The following is a 24,079-nucleotide window of genomic DNA, read 5'->3' as shown; positions in this document are numbered from 1 at the left end:
GAGCCCGGATTGCGCGGGACATGGCGGCATTTCTTTGCCACACCTCACCAGGGGACCTGGGTCAGCTCGCTGTAGAGATAGGTGACCGACTCCGGTGGCTCCCCTGTCCTGCTCAGGTACATCGTCGGCCGCTGCGCGGACAGCGGCACGGAGTGCCACGGCCGCGGGCCGCACACCCTGTTCTGCACGAGCGTCAGGGGCAGCCCGTGGGCGAGCAGGAAGTGGCGGTACACCGCGGGTGCGGCCGCGCGGAACAGGCGCTGGTCGCTGACATGGAGCACCGACGCGAAGAGGCGAAGACCCTTGCGGCGGACCGCACGGAACACCACCCAGCACGGTTGCCCGTCCACCACGGCGACGACGTGCCGGGCGGCGCCGGACTCCGCGTGGTCGCGGTAGGCGGCCCGGTCCGGACCGGTCAGCACTGCCCGGATGTCGGCGGGCTCGGAGACCAGCCGCACGCCACGGCGCGCGGGCAGCGGAAGGTTGACGACCAGAGCACCCGAGGTGTCCAGGTGCGCGAAGCCCAGCCGTTCGTTCAGGGGGACCACCGTGCCGCTGGGGGAGAGGTCGGTGAGCTCACGGTCACGCTGGCCGAGCATCGCGCGCACCAGACGGAGGGAGTGCTGGCGGAAGTCCTCCAGCACGCACCACGCGGCGAGGTTGCACACCGCCCGCGGCCCGGCCGGACCGGGGGCCTCGGAGTAGAACGCCGCGTACACACCGACGACGTGGCCGTCGGACTCGAGCAGGAACCCGTGGTCGGGGTGGCTGGTGCTCCAGGTGGGGCGGAGCGACCGTGCCCACTGAGCGGCGGTGAGGGTGCTGTCCAGGTGCGCGCTGAGAAATTCCCCCACGCGAGAAAGATCATCCGCTGTGATCGGGGCGAGCCCGACCTTGTTCGAATGTGTCACGCTCGCAGTATGGCCCCGGGAAATCGTGGCGACAGCCTGCGTGCGGGTGAAGTCCCCGGGGTGGCCGAATTTCATCCAGCAGTTGCCCGCGACATGCCGGCCGGTGCATTTGTCACCCTTGTGTTCACCCGTCAGAGGGGTGCCTTTGTCGTGCGCCAGCCCCCACTATCGGGTGGTGGTCGTCAACAAACCGGCACATTCCTCCCGGGTGGCTCGCGTGCTGCTGGTCGCACCTGCGTGCGACGGTGAGGACGTGGGCGAGTCCTGGCTCGCCTACCAGTGGGCACACCGCGCTGCGTGTGCCGACCTGGTGCGTGACCTCGGGCTCGGGGAGCGTGTGCGGATCCATGGCGGCGTGCCTCGCGCGGAGGTCGAGCACTTCTACGAGCGTTCCGACGTCTTCGTCTTCCCGAGCTACCGCGAGCCGGGCAGTGCCGTCGTGCTCGAAGCCATGGCGCACGGGCTGCCGCTCGTCGTGTGCGACCGTGGCGGTCCGGGGGCGAACGCGTCCGACGCGTGCGCCGTCCGGGTGCCGGCCGAGTCACCGGCACAGCTCGCACGGGACGTGGCCACCGCGGTCCGCCGCCTGGTCGCGGAGCCGGACCTGCGGCTACGGATGGGCGAGGCGGCCCGCGAGCACGTGGTGGCGACCCATCTGTGGGACCGCCGGATCGAGCGGATGATGGACCTCTACGAGCAGATCGCCGTCCCACGCACGACAGGTGCCGGCCAGGTGCCCGGATGAGCGAACAGGGCCGGCATGCCAGTATGGATCGCATGGGCACCCCGTCCTTGCTGTTGGCGCTCCGGTGGGTCGTCGGTGCGCTGGCCGCTGTCGTGCTCACGACGCTCGGTCCGACACCTCTGCGGTCGCCGCCAGAGGACTCCACCGCGTCTGCGACGCCGTCCGAGGACTCCCGCCCCTCCGTGACGACGCCCGAGGACTCCAGCCCGTCCGTGACACTGTCCGAGGACTCGACCGTGTCCGTGACGCCGCCCGACGCCGCAGGGCCCACGCCAGCCGAGGCCCCCTCCCCGTCCGCCGGAGCGGCAGGGCCGAACACGTTCCCGACGGCCGAGACCGCTGGGTTGCCCGCCGGGTGGTCGCCGCAGCGCACCCACAAGGGGGACCTCTGGATCCGTACGGCGGGGGCGGTGGTCGAGGACCTGCGGATCACGGACGGGGTCATTCATGTCGCGGCGAAGGACGTCACGCTGCGCCGGGTGGACGCCGTCGGGGCCAAGGTGGTGAACGACGCCGGCGGCACCTGCGGGTCCGGCCTGGTGATCGAGGCGTCCCGGTTCGTCGCGGGGTCCGCGCCGACGAGTGACACCGACGAGCCGGTCATCGGGAACGGTGGGTTCACCGTGCGGGACGTGGTGATCGACGGTGTCCCGGAAGGGATCAGGGTGGGCGCCGAGCAGTGCGGCGACGTCGTCATCGAGCGCACGTTCGTCCGGATCACGCCGCCCGACACCTGTGCGGACTGGCACGGCGACGGTATCCAGGGGTACGGCGGCGGCAGCGTGACCGTCCGGCAGACGCGGATCATCATGGTGGAGCGGGAGGGCTGCTACGGCACGGGGCCGTTCTTCTACCCGAGCGGCCAGGGCAACACGTCGCTGACCATCGACGGGCTGCTTGTCGAGGGCGGTGGCTACCCGTTCCGTGCGGGCGCGCCGGGAACCGTGCGCGACCTGCAGGTGGTGCGGGGAAGCTGGGGCTACGGACCGGTCGACGTCCTCTGCTCGGCCCTCACCACGTGGCAGGCGAACGTCGTGACGGTCGGCGAGGACGGGCGGACGGCTCGGGGTCCCGCGATCGAGTGCGGCGGCAGCGGGACCTGAGCGCGCCGTCCGTCGATCTCATCGAGCTGGGTCCGTCGCCCCCGGCCGAGAGCTCGCGTCCCGCTCCCAGGTGGTGAAGTCGCCTGCGCGCACGGCAGCGCGGGCGCGGGCGCGCCCGGCGAGCACGACGCCGAGGAACACGGGGACCCGCGGCGCCAGTCCCGGCCGCTCCCGCACGAGCCGCCAGAGGTCGCCGAGCGTCGTGCGGGCCTCGGCCCCGCGCAGGCCGGCCCGATCCGCCTGGACGTTGCCGGTCGTCACCCGTGCCCGACGGCGGACGAGGTCCCGCAGGGTGCGCGCCGGGTGCACCACGACGGCGACGTCCAGCACGACGAAGCGCTCGGCCGGTGCGAACGCCTCGGAGAGCACCAGGTCGTCGGCCATCATCTCGGGCAGCGCTGCGACCCGGCGTGCGCCGTCCCGGGACACGGCAAGGGCACCGCGCCCGAACAGACCCGAACGCACGGTGGGCAGCGCCTCCCAGACGTCGTAGTACCAGCGGGTGAGCACGGAGACCCCGGTACGGGGCATGACTCGCCGAGGTGCCGCGACCGCCGCGCGTCCGGGGCCCACCGCGGCCACGAGCCGGGCCAGGCCGTCCGCGGTGATCTCGACGTCGGCGTCGAGGTATACCCGCGGGAACGTCCGGGCCACCTGGTCGGCGGCGCGCAGCGCGCGCGCCTTGGAGGGCTCCGGCAGGTCGAGCACGGTCACCGGGTACCGTGCGGCCACCCGCGCCGTCTCGTCGGTGCACCCGTTGCACGCGACCACGGTCTCGAACCTGCCGGGTTCCGCGCACAACGCGTCCAGGAGGCGGCCGATCGTGCGTTCCTCGTCATGGGCGGGAACGATGACGGACGCGACCGGCGACCCGGGCGCCCCCGCTCCCTCCGGAGGGTTCATCGGGGCAGCACCGCGTCGCTCGCTCCGAGCGCTGCGGGACGCAGGGCCGGGCGCACGAGCGCCCGCAGCGTCGGCCAGGAAGCGCGGTGGCCCAGGAGGCCGCGGCGGAGCTCCACGAGCAGGGTCAGCGCGTAGTACAACCAGGCGGCTCCCGTGCCGCGGCGGCGCCGGATCAGGCGCACCCGGTTCAGCATCTGCATGGTGTGGGTCTCGTGGCTCGTACCGGACCCGCCACCGATGTGCATGCCGCCGGCCGTCGGCGTGTAGACCGTGGCCCAGCCACGGTCCTGAGCCCGGAGCGCGAAGTCCGTCTCCTCCGAGTACAGGAAGTACGACTCGTCGAACCCGCCCATCGCGTCGAAGCACTCCCGGTCCACCAGCCAGATCGCACCGACCGCCCAGTCCACCACGCGCTCGGTGGTGTACGCCCGCGGGTCGTCGATCCGCTCCGCGAGCAGCGGCAGGCGGGTGAAGCTCAGCCCTCCGGCGCGAGCCACGGTCGGCGTACGCCGCAGCGTCGGGGACAGGCGCCCGTCGGCCTCGCGCGTGCGGGGAGCCACGATGCCGACCCCCGGTCGGCGCAGCACGCGCAGCATCCGCGGCACCGCGTCGGCGTCGAGCTCCACGTCCGGGTTGAGCACCAGGATCGCCGCCGTCTCCGGCGCGTGGCGCACCGCACGGTTCATGCCGGCCCCGTAGCCGTCGTTCACGCTCTCGACGACCGTGCAGTCGCCCCGGCGTCGGAGCAGCGCCAACGTCCCGTCGGTGGACCCGTTGTCGACGACCACCGTGGTGTACGGGACGTCGCCGAAGGCGTCGGGTAGGCCGTCCAGGAGAGCATCTACGTGCTCGGCGCTGTTGTAGGTCACGACGACCGCTGCGACCTCCGCCCCCATCAGCGCAGCCCCTTGACGAAGGTACGTGCGGTGTCGGCGAGCCGCGTGGTGCGTCGGTCGCCGTGCCGGAGCCAGCCGGCGACGTCGTCGGCCGTGTCGTGGGCGCGGAGGCTGAACCGGGCCTGCCGCCAGGCACCGGGCCGGGCCAGTGCCCGGTCGCTGGTGTAGACGCGGGTGTACTGCAGGCGCCGCAGCGCGGCCAGGGTCGTGTGGTCGTACCGGCCGAGCGGGCACGCCGCCGTGTCCACCGGCTCGTCCAGGATCTCCTCGAGTCGCCGACGGGCGACCACGAGCTCCTCGTGCTGCTCCGTGGGACCCAGCCTGCGCCATACGCGGTGGTGCATGCCGTGCGACCCGACGCCCATCCCGGCGAGGCGCAGCCGGCGCAGGTCGTCGGCCGACAGGGAGCCCGAGTCCTCGAGACGGCCCGCGATGACGAAGAACTCGGCGACGAGCCCTCGCTCCCGCAGGTCTGGCAGCGCGACGGTGACGTCGGAGGCGTTGCCGTCGTCGAAGCTGATCCGCACGTCCCGACGACCGGCGACCAGGTCGAGGACCCGGCGGAACGTGTCGATGCCGATCCAGTAGGAGGCCTCCTCGGCCGGGACACCGTCTGGGGGCGTCCCGATACCGTGAAAGCAGAGATTGATCATTTGTTCATCGTGAAGGAAGAAGCGCCGGCGCGAAACACGGAGGAGGGTGAATGCCCGGGTGAATGGTGGACCGGCCGGCGTGACTATCTCGGGTCGTGCAGCGACCCGGTGAGACCGATCAGGAGAAAGAGAGCGCCCATCGTCATCGGAAACGCGAACGCGTCGAAGAAGAACAGGCTGACGAACCCGACGACTACCGAGGCGATGAGTGCCAGCGCGAGGTCGTGGGACTTGGGGTCGGTGTCCACGCTGCGGGCGCGAGCCCGCACGAGCGCACGGACCGCCGCCGCACCGAGGCCGCAGAACAGAGCGGTGCCCACCACACCGACGGTCACCAGGAGCAGGAGGTACTGGTTGTCGAAGATCCGGTAGGTGGGCAGGAAGGTGCCCAGCCCTCGCCCGAACAGCGGGTCTCGTGCGATGAACTCGCCGGCCAGCGCGAACGATCCGGTCCGGGAGGCGACGCTCGGGTCGTCGGCGGCGCCGGTGAACAGGCCGAGGATCGACGCCAGCATCGCCGGCGCGACCACCAGCCCTACGACCGTGCCCGCCGCGGTGACGCCGAGCATCATGCGGCGCCGCGCTCCTCGCCAGCCGATGAGCAGGATCACGAGGCCGACGGCGGCGCCCACATAGGCGGACCGAGAACCCGATGCGGGCACCAGTGCGAGCGATGCCGCAGCGGGGGCCCAGCGCACCAGGGCTCGGCGCTCGGTGTGCTGGAAACCGACGTGCAGCGTCAGCGGCAGCAGCATGGTGACCAGCACGCCGTACTCGATCGGGTGGGCCGCCGTGCCCTGCGGGCGGACGCGTCCGTTGCGTTCCCCGAGCTCGTACGGCGACGTGAGGGCCAGCCCGGGCAGGGAGATCCGGTCCACGAACAGCTCGCCGACGAGGAACTGGGCGAGCCCCAGCGCGGCCAGGGCGCCGCCCGCGAGGGCCAGCCGCCACACCAGCACGTCGCGTCGGGCGGGGGACCCGATCCCGTCGTGCGCGAGGAGGAGCATGCCCGACCAGGCGAGCAGCGACAGGAGCCCGACGTCGGCGGGGCTGACCTCGTCCGAGACGACGGGCCGCGACATCGCGATGACGTACGACACCCCGACGCCGAAGAGGAACAGGCCGAGCGCCACCCGGACCTGCCGGGGGCGGCTCAGCGACGGCCCGGCCGCGCCGACACCGATGAGTACCCACACCAGCAGGCTCACGAGACCGAGCACCATCGACGGTGCCCCCGCGCTGCCGAGCGGCCCGATCACCAGCTTCGACGGCACGGCGAACAGCAGGACGAGGTAGATCGAGAGCCAGGTGACGACGTCGAACGGCACGGCCCGTCGGAACGGGGACCGTACCGGTGCGGCATGCCGATAGGTCGCGGCGGGCCGGACCCGCGTCACCAGGGCTCCGCGGTGGCCGCCCGGGCAGGCGTGTCGTCCCTCCGGCGGTCGCGGGAGTCCGGGGCGGGGTTGTTCCAGGGCGGGCCACCGTCCGGTGGACTGCTCGCCGGGGGCTTGAGGACGGGCGGCTTGACGACGGGCGGCCCGGTGACCGGCGTCCGGCGCCGCAGCCGGCTGCGCCGCATCCCGTCGGTCGCCACAGCGCCGACGACGGTCCCCACCAGCCCGACGCCGGCGGCGGCGATGAGCATCCGCACCGTGCCGCTGGTATCGGTCTCCGCCTGCTCGTCCTTGGCAATGACGAGCGTCGACACGATGGCGTTCTCCGGCGCGTCGACCTCCTCCTGGAGCCGCCGCAGCTCGACGGGGATCGACGAGGTGAGCTGGTCAAGGGTCTTGAGGGCGCGCTGCGGGGTCTCGTCCGTCACGTCGACCGCGATCACCGGTCCGCGCGTCGACTCCTCGATGGCCACGACGTACTCGGCGTCGGCGGAGCCGGAGGTGAACTGGGCCTTGGCGCTGTCGCTCTCGTAGTAGGCGACCACCACGCGCGCCGGAAGGTCGAGACCGCCGAGCGCCAGGAACGGGTTGCCGCCCTTGCCGACGGTCTGCTCGGAGGGCACCAGCAGGACCAGGGCACGCGCGGTGTAGACGGGCGGCTCGACGGCGGAGGCCCCCCAGACCAGTGCGGCGGTCGCCAGGAGCCCCGCGACCGACACCATCCACTGGCGGCCCAGGGCTGCGATCAAGTCGAGGAATGACATTTGTTCACCCTTTCCGGGCGTATCACGCCACGCTCGACAAAGGTATCGTGCGAGGGCGAGCAAAGGAACGAGTCGCGGCATTCTGACGCGAATTTCACCCACTCCGGGAAATGGCGGAGAGAGAAATAGCGGAGATTCGATGAGGTTCTGGGATTTGGTACGTGCCGCGCTGCGGCGCTGGATCGTCCTGGTGGCGGGCGCCGTGGCGACACTCGGACTCATGTACTCCACGACGCTGGACGACGGTGTCTTCTGGAGCCGCACGCAGGTCGTGTTCCTCGCGCCGGCGAGCGCCGCGTATCCGAACTCTCTGCGCACCACCTCCGAGGACCTGATCGTCACGGCGGGCGTGGTGGCCAAGGCGGTCTCGGGGCCGGACGCGGTCACCAAGTACGCCTCCCCGGACGCGTCGCTCGTCGGCGAAGGGGTACGTGACGGCTGGTCGATCCGCCTGCCCGACACGGGCGGCCAGTGGGCCCCCCACTTCGCCGAGCAGGTCCTGTACGTCGAGGTCGTCGCGGCCACCGCCGAGAAGGCCACGGCGCGGCAGGGCGAGATCATCGCGCAGATCACCGAGCAGCTGCACCGCCTGCAGCGCGACGCCGGGGTGGCGCCCGTCAACGACATCACCGTCACGGTCGCCCCCGAGTCGACGGTGGTCCATCAGGTGAAGGGGTCGCGCGGCCGGAGCGTCGGGATGGCCGGCGTGCTCGGCGTCGCCGCCACGTTCACCGTCATAGCAGTGCTCGAGACCCGCGGGCGTGGACCCGTCAGGCACCGTCACCGCGCCGCACCTCGTCCTCCACGATCTGCGCCACCAGCTCCTGCGTCAGGTCCCAGGACCGGCCCATGACGCTCTCGGCGACCGTCGCCGCGTAGGCGTCGACGTCCGGCCGGTCGACGGCGACCGCGAGCTCCACGGCGATGCCTTCCGCCGTCGGCTCCGCCCACCCGACGTGCGCGTTGGGCAGGTCCGCGCGGGACAGCGGGGAGTCGTTGACGATCGGCACGACACCGGCGGCGAGCATCTCCTCGGCCACGAGCGAGATGTTGGTGAAGGACATCGCCAGCCCGGCCACGACGCGCCCGTACAGCTCGTTCAGCGCCGCCGGCGTGACGCTCCCGTGGTACGTCACCGGGAACGGCAGACCTGTCGGTTGTGACCCGTAGACGTGGATCTCCTGGTCCGGGTGCGTACGGTGAAAGCGCTCGAGCGCCAGGCGGGCCAGGAGATAACCGCGGCGACCGACGTCCGGCTTGGCGTAGAGCACCACCCCGGACCGCGGCATCCTGACCTTCGGCAGGTGGTAGGTGCGGGTGTCGCACCCGAACGGGACGAGGTCGCTGTCCTGGCCCAGCTCGGACCGGAGGCAACCGGCGACCATCTCGCCGAGCGCGATGCGGCGGAACGGGAACCGGTAGGTCATGGCAGCCAGCTCGTACTCCGAGCCGCGCGGGTAGAAGTACGGCTCGTAGTCCTGGATGAAGTACAGCCGGTGGACGGGCTCCGCGCCGTAGGAGAGCACGACGTGGGCCGACTCCCACGAGGACGCCACTACCGCGTCCACGCCGCTGATGCCTGCACGTGCGTCCCGGACCTCTGCCCGCACTCCTGGCCAGCCGCGCCGCAGCTCGGCGGTGCGCTGGGCGATGTCGAGCCCGTAGCGGTCGTAGAGGTACACGACGCACCGGTGCCCGCGGGCCTCCAGCCCTTCGACCATCCGGAACAGCGTCGTGTGGCCGCCGGAGCCGGCGGCCGGGGGGCTGGTCACCCAGCCGACCGTGAGCCCCGGGGAGTCCGGGCCCGCACCGCGCGCCGGGCGGGGCGCGGGCACCGGCAGCGAGGCAGGCACGTCGCCGACGACGTCGGCCGGGTCGAGGTGCAGGTCGAGTGCCCGGGCGTCTGTTGCGCGATAGACCCGCGCGGCCAGCCGCTGCGCCACCCCGCGCGGCCCGACGTCGCGGGCGCGGCGCAGCGTGGCAGTGGCACGGGCGAAGCCGGATCGGGCCATGGGGTTGCTCCTTCTCTCGGGTGGCTCTCGGTGGTCAGAGGACGTTCAGCAGTGCCTCGGCGGCCCACTCCTGCTGCGCGGCGGTGATCCCGGGGAACATCGGCAGGGAGAGGATCCGGGACGCCTGCCATTCGGCGACCGGATGGTCACCGGCCCGCCCGTCCAGGTAGGCGAAGGCAGGTAGGAGATGGATAGGAGCCGGGTAGTGGATCCCGGTCCCGACCCCCGCCTCGTCCAGGGCCGCCTGGGCCTTGGACCGCTCCTCGACCTGGACCACATACAGGTGCCACACGTGCTCGTTGCCGGGCACCGTGCGCGGCAGGGTGAGGCCGGGAGCGTCCTTCAGCAGGGCGGCGTACCGGTCGGCCGCGTCCCGGCGCAGGCCGTTCCAGACGTCGAGCCGGGCCAGCTTGAGCGACAGGACCACCGCCTGCACGGTGTCCAACCGGGAGTTCGTCCCGATCACCTCGTGCTCGTAGCGGCGGACGCCGCCGTGGTTGCGCAGCTTCGCCAGGTGCTCGGCCACCTCGGCGCTGCCGGTCGTCACGGCGCCTGCGTCCCCGTACGCGCCGAGGTTCTTGCCGGGGTAGAAGCTTGTGCCGGCAGCGGTCCCGAGGGAGCCGGACCGGCGGCCGTGGCGCCGGGCGCCCTGGGACTGCGCGGCGTCCTCGACGACGGCGACCCCCGGGCCGACCGCTTCCGCGATGAGCTCGACCTGGGCCATCTGGCCGTACAGGTGCACCGGCACCACCGCCGTCGTCCGCTCCGTCAGGTGCTCGCGGACGGAGGCCGGGTCGAGCAGGAAGTCGTCGTCCACATCCGCGAGCACCACCTTGGCCCCGGCCCGCAGGACGGCTTCGGCAGTGGCGACGAACGTGTTGGCAGGGATGATCACCTCGTCGCCGGGCCGCACGCCGGAGGCGCGCAGGGCGAGCTCGAGGGCGTCGGTGCCGTTGCCCACGCCCAGGCAGTGCTGGACGCCGCAGTACGCCGCGTAGGCCTGCTCGAAGGCGGCGACCTGCGGTCCGAGGACGAAAGCCTTGGACCGGAGCACCTCGCTCAGGCCGGCGTCCACCTCCTCGGCTATCTCGTCGTGCATGTGGTCGAGGCTGACGAACGGTACGGTCTGGGAGGTCATGGGACCACGTCCTTGCTGGGTTCGGGTTCGGGCCGGTCGGCACGACGGGGCCGGCGGGTGAGCCGGGAGGGCAGGACCCCGGCAGGGAGGAGCCGTGCCAGCCACGGCCAGACGAGGGCGGCATAGGCTGCGAATCCGGCGACGCCGCCCAGGGTGAGCTGGACCCACGCGTCGGGGGCGACGTGCCGGACCAGCAGGACGACGGCGGCGGCCGGGACCACCGCGGCGACCGGCACCAGCAGCGGGACGACGAGCCTGCGCAGGCGGACCCCCGTGCCGTGCAGCGCGTGCAGGAACGCGGGGAGCACGACCACCGTCACCACGGCCAGGTGCGCCGCCCCTGCGCCGACCAGCCCGAGAGACCCGACGCCCCACCACATCACCGGTGCCAGGGCGACCAGCCACAACCCCTGCCGGCGCAGCAGCTTCCCGGACCAGCCGCCCGCCGTGAGGTAAGCGACCCAGACGTCGAACAGGATGCGGAACGCGCCGACCGCGGCGAGCCAGGCCAGGACCCCGGCCGCCGCGGCCCACGCGCGCCCGTACAGGGTCTCGATCACAGGACCCGCCAGGGTGCCGAGCAGCATCGATACGGGGACCGCCAGCGCCCAGGTCAGCGACGACGCGATGACCAGCCCGTCGTGGTCCGCCGTTCCGGTGTCGTCGCTGCGCCGCGCGAAAGCAGGCATCGCGACCGCCCGGACGGCGGTGCCGATCACCGAGCTGGGCCAGGACGAGACGTTGAAGGCGAGCGAGTAGAGCCCCAGGAGCACAGGTCCGCCCAGACGCCCGACCAGGACGTTGTCGATGTTGAGCAGGACCAGCGACAGCAGCCCGGCGCACGCGAGCGGGAACCCGAACCGGAAGCCGGACGACGCGATGTCGGACCGCCACCCGAACCGGGGGAGTGTGCGGGTCGTGACGAACTCGAGCACGACGACGGCGACCATCGAGCACAACCTGCCGACGGCGATCGCCATGGCGCCCCAGCCGGCCAGCGCGAGCCCGACCGACAACGTGGTCGAGACGGCGAACGCGACCAGCTCGATGAGGAAGAGCTCCCGCTGGCGGAGGTCGCGCTGCAGCCGGGCGAACGGGACGACGCCGATCCCGGCGAGCAGGAGGGTCAGCGACATGGCCCGCACAGCGGGTGCCGCCTCGACGGCGCCCATGAACTCCGCGATGGACGGTGCGCCGAACCACATGGCGGCCGTGAGCAGCCCCGAGGAGACGAGGGAGAGCGTCGCGATGGTGGGGCCGCGCTCGTCGAACCTGCCGCGGCGGACCAGGTCGGCGGCGAGCCCGAGCTCGCTGACCGTCATCAGGATGCCTTGCACGGTCGCGGCGACGGCGAACACACCGAACGTCTCGGGGTCCAGGATCCGGGCCAGGAAGATGCCCGTGATCAGGGTGCCGAGCCGCAGCGTGGCGTTGTTCAGCGCGCTCCACAGCAGCCCGGACCTGACCTGCGTCCCGAGCGGGGCCTTGGTCATACGCCGTACCTGCGCCACAGCCGCCACCACAGGTGCCGGGTGGCGCGGCGCGGCAGCCCGCCCCACCGGCTCTCCAGCCAGGCATCCCAGGCGACCAGCGCCGGGCTGACGCCGCGTCCGCCGAGGAGGGCGGCGGTCTCGGCAGAGAACCGCCGGAACGCCTCGGCGGAGCCGTCGCCCGACGGGTCGTGCGACTCGGCGATCGCCAGCCGGTTCGCACGGCGGACGATGGACCGCAGCGCCGAGTCGCGGACCCGCGCCGGAGGCAGGTGCGCGGGCGGCGTCTCCTCGAACAGGATCCCCAGGAGCGTGCGCTGCTCCTGCATGTCGCGGAGCATCCCGGCGTACTGGGTCAGGTGCATGTTGGTGCCGTGCACCCGGTAGAGCGCCTGGGCCTCGTTGTTCACGCGTCCGACGTCCCAGCGTGCCGCGGTCTGGTACCAGAGGAGCATGTCGCCGGCGTGGGGCACCCGTGCGTCGTACCGGCCGACGTCGTCCCAGGCCGTGCGGCGCATCACGACCCCGGGGGTGTACACCGGGTTGGTGGAGCGGGAGCACATCCAGGCCAGCCACTGGCGCCCCGGCCAGGTGGTCCAGCTCCGGGCCGCGCGGTCGGCGCGGGGAGGCTCGTCGGTGAAGTAGGCGCAGTGCCCGTAGACCAGGCCGACCTTCGGGTGACGCTGCATGAGGGCGACGGCGCGGGCGAGCGAGCCGGGCACGAGCGCGTCGTCGGCGGAGAGCAGCACGACGTAGTCGCCCTTGACCTGGTTCAGGCCCTCGTTGTACGTGGCGATGTGCCCCGCGTTCGCGGTGTGCACCACCACGCGGACCCGCGCGTCCCGGTCGGCCAGGTCGCGGGCGACCTGCGCGCTGTCGTCGTCCGAGGCGTCGTCGATCACCAGGACGTCGACGTCCACGTCCTCCTGCTCCAGCACCGAGGCGACGGCGGTGGGCAGGTAGTTGCCGTAGCGGTAGCAGGGGATCACGACCGAGACTGTGGCGCGTTCGGCCGGGGCGGCGGGGCGGTGGAACCTCATCGCGCCTCCTGGGGGGTCCGGAACGGCTGGGTGGCGGTGGTGCGGCGGGGGTTGGCGACGGGCGCGGGGCGTGGCACCAGCCGGCGGGCGGGGACGCCCGCCCAGGTCTCGCCGTCGGGCACGTCGTGCAGGACGACCGCGCCCATGCCGACCGTCGCCCCCGCACCGACGCGGACGCCGGGGTGGACCGAGGCGTTCATCCCGAGGTAGGCCCCCGGCCCGACGACCACGCCGCCGCCGAGGGCGACGCCCGCGGCGAGCGTGGCGACGTCCCCGACCACGCAGTCGTGCGTGACCGTGACGCCGGGCATGGCGATCACGTGCTCGCCGAGCACGGCGTCCCCGGTGATCGTCACGTGTGCCATCAGGATCGAGCCGGCGCCGATCCCGCAGGCAGCAGGGTTGCGGACCGACCGGTCGACGACGGTGGCGAACCCCGTGCCCGGCCCGAGCCGGTCCCGCAGCGCGGCGCGTACCGGGCTCGGACCCACGCACAGCAGGAGAGCGGCGCCTGGGTGGTCGGGTGCGGACGACACAGGGCCGAGGACCGGCACGTGGTCGTACGGCGGCGGGAGGACCGGCAGCAGGTTGGCGTACCGGTCGTCGAGCACGCCCAGGACCCTGCGGCCCTCCTCCGCCAGCAGGGGCAGCACCTCGCGGGCGAGGCCGCTCGCCCCCACCAGCAGGACCGGCCGGCCGTCGGTCGTCATCGCGCGATCACCCGGCCCGGCGCACGACGTCGACCACGCGGTCCACGTCGGAGTCCGTCATCTGGTGGAACACGGGCAGGATCAGGGTGCCGGCCGTGAGCCGCTCGGTCACCGGCAACGGAGCGTGCTCCCGCCCCGCGTGCGCGGGCTGCAGGTGGGCGGCCATGATGCCGCGCCGCGCGGAGACGCCCGCCGAGGCGAGCGCCAGCAGCAGGCCCTCGCGGTCCGTCCCGTACGCGGGCAGCACCTCGAGCCAGAACGACTGCACGTTGCTGGTGCCCCAGGAGGGGTCGCCGACGAGCCGGATCCCGTACACGTCCGACAACCGCTCGCGGTAGGTGCCGGCGATCTCGCGCCGTCGAGCGACGATCGCGGGGAGGCGGCCGAGCTGCACCAGGCCGACGGCGGCCTGCAGGTCGGTCATCCGGAAGTTGAACCCGACCTCCGCGTACTCCTCGGGCGGGGAGACGAGGGAGCCATGCCGGTCCGCCGCGGAGACGCTCATCGCGTGCTCGCGCAGGCGCCGGGCCCGGTCGGCCCACTCGGGGCGGCTCGTGGTCAGCATCCCGCCCTCGCCGGTGGTGAGGATCTTGCGCGGGTGGAAGGACCAGGCGGTGATCTCGGCACCTGCCCCCACCGGACGGCCACCGTAGGTGGAGCCGGCGCCGCACGCGGCGTCCTCGATCACGACGATCCCGAGCGGGTCGCACAGCGCGCGGATCGGGGCGAGGTCGACCGGTACACCGGCCTGGTCCACCGCGATCACCGCGCGCGTCGCGGGCGTGAGCGCCGCAGCTATCGTCTCCGCGGTGACGTTGCCCGTCGTGACATCCACGTCGGCGAACACCGGCCGGGCCCCGACGTAGGTCGGGGCGTTCGCCGTGGCGACGAACGAGAAGGACGGCACCACCACGTCGTCCCCCTCGCCGATGCCCGCGACGACCAGGGCCAGGTGCAGCGCCGTGGTGCAGTTCGACGTCGCGACGGCGAACGGGATGTCCATCGCGCTCGCGAACGCGGCCTCGAACGCGGCGACGCGCGGCCCCTGTGCCACCCAGCCCGACTCGATCACCTCGGTGACCGCCGCGACCTCCTCGGCCCCGAGCCATGGCTGCATGACGTTGATGCGCGACGGCGTGACGGCGGTCATGACGCACCCCCGACCGCGCCGGCGGCCAGGGCCGGCGCTTCGGGCAGGGACCGCCCGGCGGCGATCTCCTCGCGCAACGGACGCCACCAGTCGACGAGCAGCCGCAGGCCCTCTTCCAGCCCGATCGTCGCCTCGAAGCCCAGGTCGTCGCGTGCCGCCGTCGTGTCCGCCAGGCGCCGCACCACGCCGTTGACGGCCCGCTCCGGGCCGTGCTCCACGGGTAGGTCGGACCCCATGACCCGCAGCAGGGCCTGGGCCAGCTCCAGCAGGCTCGTCTCCGTGCCGCTGGCGATGTTGTACACGCCCTCGGCGACGTCGCTGGCCGCGGCGAGCACGTTCGCCCGGGCGATGTCCGGCGTACAGACGAAGTCCATCGTCTGCAGGCCGTCCCCGAAGATCAGGGGTGGGCGCCCGTCGGCTATCCGCTCCATCCAGCGCACCAGCACCTCGGTGTACAGGCCGTGCACGTCCATGCGGGGGCCGTACACGTTGAAGTAGCGCAGCGTCACGTAGTCGAGGCCGCTCATCGCACGGAACGACCTGGCCAGGCCTTCGTTGAACGTCTTGGCAGCGCCGTAGATCGTGTCGTTGTCGTGATGGTGGTGCCGCTCCGCGGTGGGGAACTCCTCGGCGAGGCCGTACACCGACGCGCTCGACGCCACGACGAGCTTGCTCACGTGATGCTCGGCCGCGGCCTCGACCACGTTGAACGTGCCGTCGACGAGCACCTCGAGGGCCAGCCGGGGCTCCTCGGCGCACTGGGTGATGCGGATCGCGGCCTGGTGGAACACCAGGTCCTTGCCGCGGGTGAGGTCGTGCACCAGGTCCCGGTCGCGGATGTCGCCCTCGACGAGGGTGACCCGCCCGTCGGCGAGCGCGTCGTCGAGGTTGGCGCGCCGGCCACGAACCAGGTTGTCCAGTACGTCGACGTGAGCGGCGCCCGCGTCGAGGAGCTGGTCGACGAGGGTCGACCCGATGGTCCCGGCGCCTCCCGTGACGAGGACATCGGCGCCCTGCAGTGTGCTCATGCGGAGAGCTCCAGTTCTCGGTGGGGATCGGGGATGACGGCGGTGCCGCCGGAAGCGAGGCTCGCCGAGGCTGCCTCGAGAACGCCGAGGACCCGGCGCCCGGCGCGGCCGTCGGTGAGCGGCGCCCGCGCCTGCGTGATCGCGTCGGCCAGCTCGGCGACCATCAGGCCGAGCGCCTCCTGCTCGGGCAGCGCAGGTGACCAGGTGTCGCCCAGGCGGTACGAGACAGTGGCCGCCCGGCGCTCCTCGCCGTCGGCGGCGATCTGCTCGTAGTTGACGCCCCGGTCGTAGACGCTGAGCCGCTGCTGCGGGTTGAGGTCGTCCCAGACGAGGGTCCGCCGGGACCCGCCGATCGTGATCCGCCGGATCTTGGTGGGGCTGAGCCAGTTGACGTGCACGTTGACCACGGCGCCGCTGGCCAGCGGCAGGAAGAGATATCCCATGCAGGCCTTGCCGGTGCCGAGCGGGTCGCCGCCGTGCGCGGCCACCGACACGGGCCGCAGCCCGCCGGGCAGCACGAAGTCGACGATCGACAGGTCGTGCGGGGCCAGGTCCCAGAACACGTCGACGTCGGGCTGGACCAGGCCAAGGTTGATCCGCACCGAGTCGATGTACAGGATGTCGCCCAGCTCTCCGACCGCTATGAGGTCGCGGATCTTGCGCACCGCCGGCGTGTAGCAGAACGTGTGGTCCGTCATGAGGACCAGGTTCCGTGTGTGGGCTTCAGCGACCATCTCGTCCGCTGCGGAGGCGCTGTCGGCGATCGGCTTCTCGACGACCACGTGCTTGCCCGCCCGCAGCGCGGCCATGGCTATCGCGTGATGCGTTCCGGCAGGGGTGGCGATGGCCACCGCGTCGATGTCGTCCCGCGCGAGCAGTGCGGCCAGGGACGTCTCGACGTCAGCCCCGCCGTGCGCGCTCGCGACGCGACCGGCACGGTCGGCGTCGAGGTCGCACACCGCGGCGAGCTCCCAGCGGTCCGACGCCGCGAAGTTGCGTGCCAGGTTGGGGCCCCAGTAGCCGGCGCCCACGACGGCCGCCCGCAAGGTCTTGTGGTCCATGCTGCCTTCTTCCGGTTTCAGCTCGGATCGGCCCGGACAATCAAGTGCCTGGCTCCGATCAATGTACGTCCCGGCCCTGTGCCGTACCGGCCGGTGTGATTCGAAATCACCCTGTGGACGTGCTTTATTCACCCGCAGGTGTCTTTCACCCGGGGGTGAAAGAAAAAGGCAGGATGAAATGCGGCCGACGGGTTTTTTACGCGTGTGCCGCGGCGGGTGTCGCGGTGCGACCGGTCAGGCCGTCGAACACCCCCACGTAGGTGGCGGCCTGCCGGCGCCAGGACAGCTCGCCCTCGATCCGCGCGCGGCCGATCGCGCCCATGGCGCGAGCGCGCCCCGGGTCGTCGAGGATCTCGAGGATCATGTCGCCGAGGGCCGCCGGGTCGGTGCCGGCGACGTACGCCGCGGCCTCGCCCGCACTGTTGCGGGTCTCGGTCAGGTCCGACGCCACGACCGGCAGCTCGTGCGCCATGTACTCGAGGGTCTTGTTCATGGTGGAGCGGTCGTTGAACTCGCTGGGCGGGTCGGGTGTGACCCCCAGGTCGGCGCTCGACAGCCAGCGGCCGATCGCCACGTGATCCACCCGTCCGGTGAAGTGCACCCAGGGGTCCAGGCCGCGCCGCGTGCAGTCGGTGCGCAGGTCCGCCAGGGCGTCCCCGAACCCGAGGAGCGCGAAGCGCACGTCGGTCCGGTGGCGCTGGTGCACCACGTGGTCGACGGCGGCCAGCAACCGGTCGACGCCGTCCTGCGAACCCATGATCCCGACGTAGGCCACGAGGTGCTTTGCCTGGTCACGCGCTCCCGGCTCCAGCTCGCCGCGCCGCATCAGGTCGGCGTCGGGGGTGCTCATCACGACGGAGCTGCGCAGCGGGTCGACCCGGCCACGGCCCTGCGCGATCGCCTGGTAGGAGCCGTTGGTCGAGATGACATGGTCCGCGCTGCGATACGTGGCGCGCTCCAGCAGCAGCAGGGCGCGGTACAGCAGGCCCCGGCGGCCGAACTTCGCGATGTACACCTCGGGGCACAGGTCGTGCTGGTCGTAGACGAACCGCACCCCGCGCCGCAGGCGCCAGAGCAGCGCGAGCAGCCAGTAGGTGTCCGGCGGGTTGCACGCCTGGATGACCTGGAACGGTGCGTCCCGGTGCACGCGTACCGACGCGCGCGCGGTGCGCCACCAGGAGACGACGAACTCGCGCACGTAGCCCGCGAGCCCGTGCGAGTCCGGCGGGGGCGCATAGGGGTGGACGGTGGTCTCGTCGATCTGGAACCGGGCGGGTTCGCCCGGGTTCTCCTGCGGGCAGATGACGCTCACCCGGTAGCCGGCGTCCGTCAGGGCGCGGCACTCGGACCGCACTCTGCGGTCGAGCCGGAACGGCAGGTTCTGGATGATCACCAGAACGTGTGGAGCGGCGGAATGCATGAGGGAAGTCTTACGTCCCCGACACATTGCAGAAACCCGTGGAGCGGGTGAACAGGGGTATTCACCCGCAGGTCACGGACGGGTTTTTGGGAAAAGATCACCCGGAATCTCATCCGCTGCTCGGATTGCATTTTCTTCCGCCCTGCCCGTGTCGGCCGGAAAAGCGTCCTCGATATTTCATCCGGCCCTTGACCTCGTTCGGCGTGGGCGACCACCGCAGCCATTTCGTGCAGCGGTCCCGAGAGCTGCTCAGGCAGCGGTCGCGAACTTGTCAGCGATGAGACCGGCGATGGGGATCGCAGACGTGGCGGCCGGCGACGGCGCGTTGCACACGTGCAGCTGACGCTCCGTCGAACGGATCAAGAAGTCCTCGACCGAGGTGCCGTCCCGCATGATGGCCTGCGCCCGGATACCGGCGGGGTAGGGGCGCAGGTCCTCGAGGCGGAGTCCGGGGCAGTACTTACGGACGAGCTCGAGGTAGCCCTGCGGGAAGAGCGAGCTGCGCATCTCGTCCACCCCGGTCCGGATGTTCGACCTCGCGAACCGCCACATGCCTGGGAACGTCAGGTACTCCGCCACGTCGCGGGCCGTGACAGAACCGCGGGGATGACGCTCGCGTGAGAAGCCCAGCACTGCGTTGGGGCCGACGGTGATCCTGCCGTCGATCGTCGGGCTCAGGTGGACGCCGAGGAAGGGCAGGCCGGGGTCAGGGACCGGGTAGATGAGCCGTTGCACGACGTCGGAACGGTCGTGCGGTAGCTGGTAGTACTCCCCGCGGAACGGGATGACCTGGAAATCCACGGCGAGCCCGCCCATGGCCGCGATCCTGTCGGCCTGAAGGCCGGCGCACGCGACGAGCTTCCGTGTGCGGTACTCGCCGGTGTCGGAGCCGATGACCACCTCGCCCGAAGGGCCCGTGAGCTCACGGATCGAGCGGGCCTGCGACCGGGTGATCACCCGTCCGCCCAGCTCGGCGATGTCCCGGGCCATCGCCCGGGCGACCTCGCGGAAGTCGACGACACCGGTGGCTGGGGACAGCAGTGCGGCCTGCCCACGGACGTTGGGTTCCATCTCCGCGAGCCGGCCGCCGTCGATGCGCTCGAGCTCGATCCCGTTCTCGGCGCCGCGCACGGCCAGCCGCTCCATCCGGTCGACCTCTACCTCGTCGGTCGCCACGACGAGCTTGCCGAGGGTCTTGTACGCAATGGCGTGCTCGTCGCAGAACTCCTTGGTGGCCCGCTGCCCGGCCCGACACAGCCTGGCCTTGAGCGAGCCGGGCGCGTAGTAGAGCCCGGCATGGATGACGCCGGAGTTGTGGCCGGTCTGCGCGCTCGCGATGTCGTCGGCCTTCTCCAGGACGAGGACGGCTGCTCCCGGACGGCGCCGGAGCACCTCGCGCGCCGTGGCGAGGCCGACGATGCCGGCACCGATGACGACCAGGTCTTCCATGACTACCTCCGTGTCGGTGGGAGCAGCGCTTCGGTCCGTCGGTGTGCCCCGGCACCAGCCCTGCACAGTATGGATCCGATCGAGGCGAACCTGGGTCCGGCGAAAAGGGCGAGAAAGAGCGCCCTCGATATTTCATCCGCTCCTGTCCGCGCATACTTGATCTTGCATTTAAGTGCTAACGGGTGAAGCGAGGGTGAGGAAGCCCCGCCCGCGCTGCTGCCCGCTGTGGGCGCTCCTACAGTGACGAGTGTGGGCTACTCCGACGCACGTTCATCGTTCCGCTCCCGCCGCGTACTTCGTGTTCCGGCGGTCTTCGCCATAGCCGTGCTCGCCCTTTCATCGGGTCTGCTGGCTACGGTCCCCGCGACCCCTGCTGAGGCCGCCCTGTGCGATCTCTTGAACAACCCGGTCGTGTGCGAGAACCAGAAGGCGGGCACCTCTCCGGAGGTCTGGGACATCGAGGGTGCGGGCGACCCCAGCATCCAGGGGTTCGCCACCCAGATGAGCGTCGACACGGGCACCCGCGCCTCGTTCAAGATCAAGACGACCGCCCGGGCGTACACGATCGACATCTACCGCACGGGCTGGTACCAGGGGCTGGGCGCGCGCAAGATCGCAACGGTCACGCCGAGCGTGACGCTGCCGCAGACGCAGCCCGAGTGCGCCTGGTCCGAGCCCGTCGAGCTGGTCGACTGCGGGAGCTGGGCGGTGTCGGCGGGATGGGACGTCCCGACCACTGCCGTGTCCGGCGTCTACGTGGCGCTCCTGACCCGGACGGACACCGGCGGTCAGAGCCACATCACATTCGTCGTGCGCGACGACGGCTCCACCGCCGACATGGTCTTCCAGACGGCGGACACGACCTGGCAGGCCTACAACACCTACGGCGGCTCCAGCTTCTACCAGGGCGGCGCCAACGGGCGGGCCTACAAGCTGAGCTACAACCGTCCGTTCAACACCCGCGGGCTGGCGCAGGGCCGCGACTTCTACTTCAGTGCCGAGTACGCGATGGTCCGATTCCTGGAGCAGAACGGCTACGACGTCACCTACATCGCGGGGGCAGACACCGACCGCGACGGGTCTCGGCTGCTGAACCACGACGCGTTCCTGTCTGTCGGGCACGACGAGTACTGGTCCGGCCCGCAGCGGGCCGCCGTCGAGCAGGCCCGCGACGCCGGGGTGCACCTCGGCTTCTTCGCTGGCAATGAGGTCTACTGGCGCACGCGCTGGGAACCGTCCGTGGCGGGCCCGGCGGCCGACCGCCGCACCCTCGTGTCGTACAAGGAGACCTGGGGCAGCGCCAAGATCGACCCCTCCACCGAGTGGACCGGGACGTGGCGGGACCCCCGGTATGCGAGCAAGGCCGCCGGGGCAGGCCGCCCCGAGAACGGCCTCATCGGCACCCTGTACACGACCAACTACTCGGACCTGCCCGTCACCGTCCCGGCAGAGGAGGGGAAGATGAGGATCTGGCGGAACACGACGCTGGCCTCCCTTCCCGCCGGGACCTCTCAGGCGCTGGCGCAGCATACGGTCGGGTACGAGTCGAACGAGGACCTCGACAACGGCTTCCGGCCCGCGGGTCTGATCCGAATGTCGAAGACGGTGGGCGACGTACCCGAGTATCTGCAGGACTTCGGCAACGCGGTGGCGCCCGGTGTGACCACGCACACGATCACGATGTACAAGGCCGCGAGCGGTGCGCTGGTGTTCTCTGCCGGCACGGTGCAGTGGACCTGGGGCCTGGACCAGCAGCACGACGGCGACGGCGCCCCCGCGGACTCCCGGATGCGCCAGGCGACGGTGAACCTGTTCGCGGACATGGGCGTCCAGCCGGGCTCCCGCGCGTCCGGCATCGCCGCGGCGACGCGGACGACGGACACCGCCGGGCCGACCACCCAGATCCAGGGCCCGGCCGCGCAGCAGTCGTTCGCCGGCGGGTCGAGCGTCACCGTCACCGGTACGGCCGCCGACGCCGCCGGCCGGGTGGCCGGCGTGGAGGTGTCGCTCGACGGCGGGCAGACCTGGCACCCCGCCACGGGCCGCGCGAGCTGGACGTACACCGGGCAGATCTTCGGCTCGGGAGCCGTCGGGATCCGCGCCCGTGCGGTCGACGACTCCGCGAACATCGGCGCCGCCGCGTCCCTGGGCGTCCAGGTGACCTGCCCGTGCACGGTGTTCGGCACCGCGCCCCCGGCGAACGCCCCGGCCGACGACTCGTCGCCGGTCGAGCTGGGCATGCGGTTCGTGGCGGCGGCCGACGGCTACGTCAGCGGCGTCCGGTTCTACAAGGGCGCTGCGAACACCGGCGTGCACCGCGGGACGCTGTGGAGCGCGGCCGGCGAGCCGCTGGCCGCCGTGGAGTTCACCGGCGAGTCGGCGACCGGGTGGCAGAAGGCGACGTTCGTCCGCCCGGTGCCCGTCGTCGCGGGGGAGACGTACGTGGTGTCCTACACCGCGCCGTCCGGCGGCTACACCGCCACGCCCTGGGCGTTCCAGTCCCAGGGGCGCGCCGCAGGACCGCTCACCGTCCAGGGCGGGTTCGGCGCCACCCCGGCCGGCGTGTACGGCACGGCCGGAACCGTACCCACCCAGTCCTGGAACAACGCCGCCTACTACGTGGACCCCGTGTTCACGTTCGTCGACGACTCCCCGCTGGTCGCCATCGCGCACGCTCCTGTCGCCGGTGAGGTCAGCGTGCCCCTGGACGGCCGGCTGCGCATCACGTTCTCGAAGCCCGCAGTCCTGTCGACCATCGGCTTCACGGTGACCGACGAGGCGGGCAACGCCGTGGCGGGCAGCGTCTCCTACGACGGCCCCACGCGGACGGCCACCTTCACGCCGTCCGCGCCGCTGGCCGGGTTTGCCCAGCACACCGCTGTGGTCACCGCCCGGTCCGCCGAGGGAACACAGCTGTCCGACGGCGGAACCTGGAGCTTCCGGACCGTCCGCCCGCCGTCCGCGACGTGCCCGTGCGGCATGTACGACGAGACGACGGTGCCGGACGTCGCGGCCGCTGCCGACCCGGGCGCCGTCGTGCTCGGCATGCGCTTCTCGCCGCGCCTGGCGGGCCATGTCTCCGGGATGCAGTTCTGGAAGTCGGCCGAGATCCAGGGGCCGTTCGTGGCCTCCCTGTGGACCGAGAACGGGCAGCTCGTCGCCCAGGCGACCGTCACGCACCCCGTCACGCGGGGCTGGCAGGACGTCGAGTTCGACACCCCCGTGGCGGTGGCCGCCGGGCAGGAGTACACGGTGGGCTACCGTGCGCCGACCGGCCGCTACCCGGCGACCCTCGGTGCGCTCGCCGCCCCCCGGACGGTCGGGGACCTGAACACGCCGCAGAACGCCGGGGTGTACCTCTACGGCTCGGGCCGCCCGACGACCGCGACCTCCTCGAGCTACCTCGTGGACGTGGCGTTCACGCCGGCTCCCGTCGCCCCCACCGTCGTCTCGCGGACGCCGGCCGCCGGCGCGGTCGACGTGCAGGCGAGCACCAACGTCTCGGTCACTGCCTCACGACCGCTCGCGGCAGGCGCCACGCTGACGCTGACCGGACCCGGCAGCCAGGCCGTACCTGGCAGCCTCGCCGTCAGCGGCACGACGGCGACCCTTGACCCCACGGCGAACCTCCTGGCCGGCACCACGTACACGGCCCGGTTCGCGGGCACCACCACCGACGGTGCCACGATCGCGCCCGTCACGTGGTCGTTCACCACACAGGCGGCCGCCGGCGCGTGCCCGTGCCTGATCTTCGGCGGTGACGTGCCGCCGGTGGCCTCGGCGGACGACGGCGCGGCCGTCGAGCTCGGCACGGAGTTCTCCGCGGCCCGCAGCGGCGTGGTCGGAGCGGTTCGCTTCTACCGGGGTCCGAACAACCCCGGGCCGCACACGGTGACGTTGTGGTCGGCCAACGGCGCGCCGCTGGCCACCACTGAGGCACCATCGGGCGGGGGCGAGGGCTGGCAGACGGTCCCGCTGCCCGATCCGGTGGCCATCACGGCAGGCACCACCTACGTCGTGTCCTATCTCGCGCCGCAGGGCGGCTACGCGGCCGGCCCGGGGTACTTCGCGCAGCCGCGCACCATCGGCCCGCTGACGACGCCGGCGGACGCCGGTCGCTACGTCTATGGCGGCGGTTTCCCGCAGTACTCGTGGCAGGGCACCGGGTACTGGGTCGAGCCGGTGTTCACCGACCAGTGACCAGGA

20 protein-coding genes are annotated in these 24,079 nt (G+C 72.0%); 4 read left to right on the top strand and 16 right to left on the bottom strand.

Features of this window, described 5'->3' with window-relative positions; translation table 11 throughout:
- Positions 1-44 precede the first annotated feature (44 nt).
- A complete protein-coding gene (locus tag AB0F70_RS03840) occupies positions 45-857 on the bottom strand; it encodes a hypothetical protein (protein WP_357443786.1) in 813 nt (270 codons plus the stop codon).
- Positions 858-1,089: 232 nt separating this feature from the next.
- On the opposite strand from AB0F70_RS03840, the gene AB0F70_RS03835 reads away from it, so the two are divergent.
- Positions 1,090-1,659: a glycosyltransferase family 4 protein gene (locus tag AB0F70_RS03835; RefSeq protein ID WP_357443784.1), complete on the top strand. Its 570-nt coding sequence runs from the start codon at positions 1,090-1,092 to the stop codon at positions 1,657-1,659.
- A gap of 32 nt (positions 1,660-1,691) precedes the next feature.
- Positions 1,692-2,762 carry a hypothetical protein gene (locus AB0F70_RS03830; protein ID WP_357443782.1) on the top strand — a complete coding sequence of 357 codons (1,071 nt, stop codon included), beginning with the start codon at positions 1,692-1,694 and terminating at the stop codon, positions 2,760-2,762.
- 18 nt (positions 2,763-2,780) lie between these two features.
- On the opposite strand, the gene AB0F70_RS03825 is transcribed toward AB0F70_RS03830, so the two are convergent.
- The 5 genes from AB0F70_RS03825 to AB0F70_RS03805 all read right to left on the bottom strand — a co-directional run bounded on the left by AB0F70_RS03825 (position 2,781) and on the right by AB0F70_RS03805 (position 7,375).
- Positions 2,781-3,665 (bottom strand): glycosyltransferase, encoded by an 885-nt coding sequence (locus AB0F70_RS03825; RefSeq protein WP_357443780.1) that lies wholly within the window; start codon positions 3,663-3,665, stop codon positions 2,781-2,783.
- Positions 3,662-4,561 carry a glycosyltransferase family 2 protein gene (locus tag AB0F70_RS03820; RefSeq protein ID WP_357443778.1) on the bottom strand — a complete coding sequence of 300 codons (900 nt, stop codon included), beginning with the start codon at positions 4,559-4,561 and terminating at the stop codon, positions 3,662-3,664. The genes AB0F70_RS03825 and AB0F70_RS03820 overlap by 4 nt, the downstream gene beginning before the upstream one ends.
- Positions 4,561-5,214, bottom strand: coding sequence for a polysaccharide deacetylase family protein (locus AB0F70_RS03815; RefSeq protein WP_357443776.1), 654 nt, complete (start codon positions 5,212-5,214; stop codon positions 4,561-4,563). Before AB0F70_RS03815 ends, AB0F70_RS03820 begins: the two co-directional genes overlap by 1 nt.
- Before the next feature lie 83 nt (positions 5,215-5,297).
- Positions 5,298-6,611 carry an O-antigen ligase family protein gene (locus AB0F70_RS03810; protein WP_357443774.1) on the bottom strand — a complete coding sequence of 438 codons (1,314 nt, stop codon included), beginning with the start codon at positions 6,609-6,611 and terminating at the stop codon, positions 5,298-5,300.
- The gene (locus tag AB0F70_RS03805) at positions 6,608-7,375 is read right to left on the bottom strand and encodes a hypothetical protein (RefSeq protein ID WP_357443772.1); all 768 of its coding nucleotides are present in this window, start codon (positions 7,373-7,375) and stop codon (positions 6,608-6,610) included. Before AB0F70_RS03805 ends, AB0F70_RS03810 begins: the two co-directional genes overlap by 4 nt.
- Before the next feature lie 139 nt (positions 7,376-7,514).
- Here AB0F70_RS03805 and AB0F70_RS03800 point away from each other — a divergent pair, with 139 nt between their 5' ends.
- The gene (locus AB0F70_RS03800) at positions 7,515-8,228 is read left to right on the top strand and encodes a hypothetical protein (protein ID WP_357443770.1); all 714 of its coding nucleotides are present in this window, start codon (positions 7,515-7,517) and stop codon (positions 8,226-8,228) included.
- Here AB0F70_RS03800 and AB0F70_RS03795 read toward each other — a convergent pair.
- The 10 genes from AB0F70_RS03795 to lhgO form a co-directional block, all read right to left on the bottom strand.
- Positions 8,146-9,387, bottom strand: coding sequence for a glycosyltransferase family 1 protein (locus AB0F70_RS03795; protein ID WP_357443768.1), 1,242 nt, complete (start codon positions 9,385-9,387; stop codon positions 8,146-8,148). The genes AB0F70_RS03800 and AB0F70_RS03795 overlap by 83 nt on opposite strands.
- A gap of 34 nt (positions 9,388-9,421) precedes the next feature.
- Entirely contained in the window at positions 9,422-10,525 is a 1,104-nt protein-coding gene (locus tag AB0F70_RS03790) for a DegT/DnrJ/EryC1/StrS family aminotransferase (RefSeq protein WP_357443766.1), read from the bottom strand.
- Complete coding sequence (locus AB0F70_RS03785; protein WP_357443764.1) at positions 10,522-12,018, bottom strand: oligosaccharide flippase family protein; 1,497 nt, start codon at positions 12,016-12,018, stop codon at positions 10,522-10,524. The genes AB0F70_RS03790 and AB0F70_RS03785 overlap by 4 nt, the downstream gene beginning before the upstream one ends.
- Positions 12,015-13,055, bottom strand: coding sequence for a glycosyltransferase family 2 protein (locus AB0F70_RS03780; protein ID WP_357443762.1), 1,041 nt, complete (start codon positions 13,053-13,055; stop codon positions 12,015-12,017). Before AB0F70_RS03780 ends, AB0F70_RS03785 begins: the two co-directional genes overlap by 4 nt.
- Positions 13,052-13,765, bottom strand: a complete 714-nt coding sequence (locus AB0F70_RS03775) for a NeuD/PglB/VioB family sugar acetyltransferase (protein ID WP_357443760.1) — start codon at positions 13,763-13,765, stop codon at positions 13,052-13,054. The genes AB0F70_RS03780 and AB0F70_RS03775 overlap by 4 nt, the downstream gene beginning before the upstream one ends.
- Positions 13,766-13,772: 7 nt before the next feature.
- Positions 13,773-14,915: a DegT/DnrJ/EryC1/StrS family aminotransferase gene (locus AB0F70_RS03770; RefSeq protein WP_357443758.1), complete on the bottom strand. Its 1,143-nt coding sequence runs from the start codon at positions 14,913-14,915 to the stop codon at positions 13,773-13,775.
- Complete coding sequence (locus AB0F70_RS03765) at positions 14,912-15,943, bottom strand: NAD-dependent epimerase/dehydratase family protein (RefSeq protein WP_357443756.1); 1,032 nt, start codon at positions 15,941-15,943, stop codon at positions 14,912-14,914. Before AB0F70_RS03765 ends, AB0F70_RS03770 begins: the two co-directional genes overlap by 4 nt.
- Positions 15,940-17,004 carry a Gfo/Idh/MocA family oxidoreductase gene (locus AB0F70_RS03760; protein ID WP_357443754.1) on the bottom strand — a complete coding sequence of 355 codons (1,065 nt, stop codon included), beginning with the start codon at positions 17,002-17,004 and terminating at the stop codon, positions 15,940-15,942. Before AB0F70_RS03760 ends, AB0F70_RS03765 begins: the two co-directional genes overlap by 4 nt.
- Positions 17,005-17,200: 196 nt before the next feature.
- Positions 17,201-18,424 carry a glycosyltransferase family 4 protein gene (locus tag AB0F70_RS03755; RefSeq protein ID WP_357443752.1) on the bottom strand — a complete coding sequence of 408 codons (1,224 nt, stop codon included), beginning with the start codon at positions 18,422-18,424 and terminating at the stop codon, positions 17,201-17,203.
- Between the two features lie 249 nt (positions 18,425-18,673).
- A complete protein-coding gene (lhgO, locus tag AB0F70_RS03750) occupies positions 18,674-19,873 on the bottom strand; it encodes an L-2-hydroxyglutarate oxidase (protein ID WP_357443750.1) in 1,200 nt (399 codons plus the stop codon).
- A gap of 324 nt (positions 19,874-20,197) precedes the next feature.
- Here lhgO and AB0F70_RS03745 point away from each other — a divergent pair, with 324 nt between their 5' ends.
- Positions 20,198-24,073, top strand: a complete 3,876-nt coding sequence (locus AB0F70_RS03745; RefSeq protein ID WP_357443748.1) for a DUF4082 domain-containing protein — start codon at positions 20,198-20,200, stop codon at positions 24,071-24,073.
- The last annotated feature ends 6 nt before the right edge of the window (positions 24,074-24,079 follow it).

The sequence above is a fragment of the Promicromonospora sp. NPDC023805 genome (genome assembly GCF_040639635.1).
Lineage (GTDB): Bacteria > Actinomycetota > Actinomycetes > Actinomycetales > Cellulomonadaceae > Promicromonospora.
Note: the sequence above shows the minus strand (reverse complement) of the source record. Positions and strands in the feature narration are given on the sequence as shown.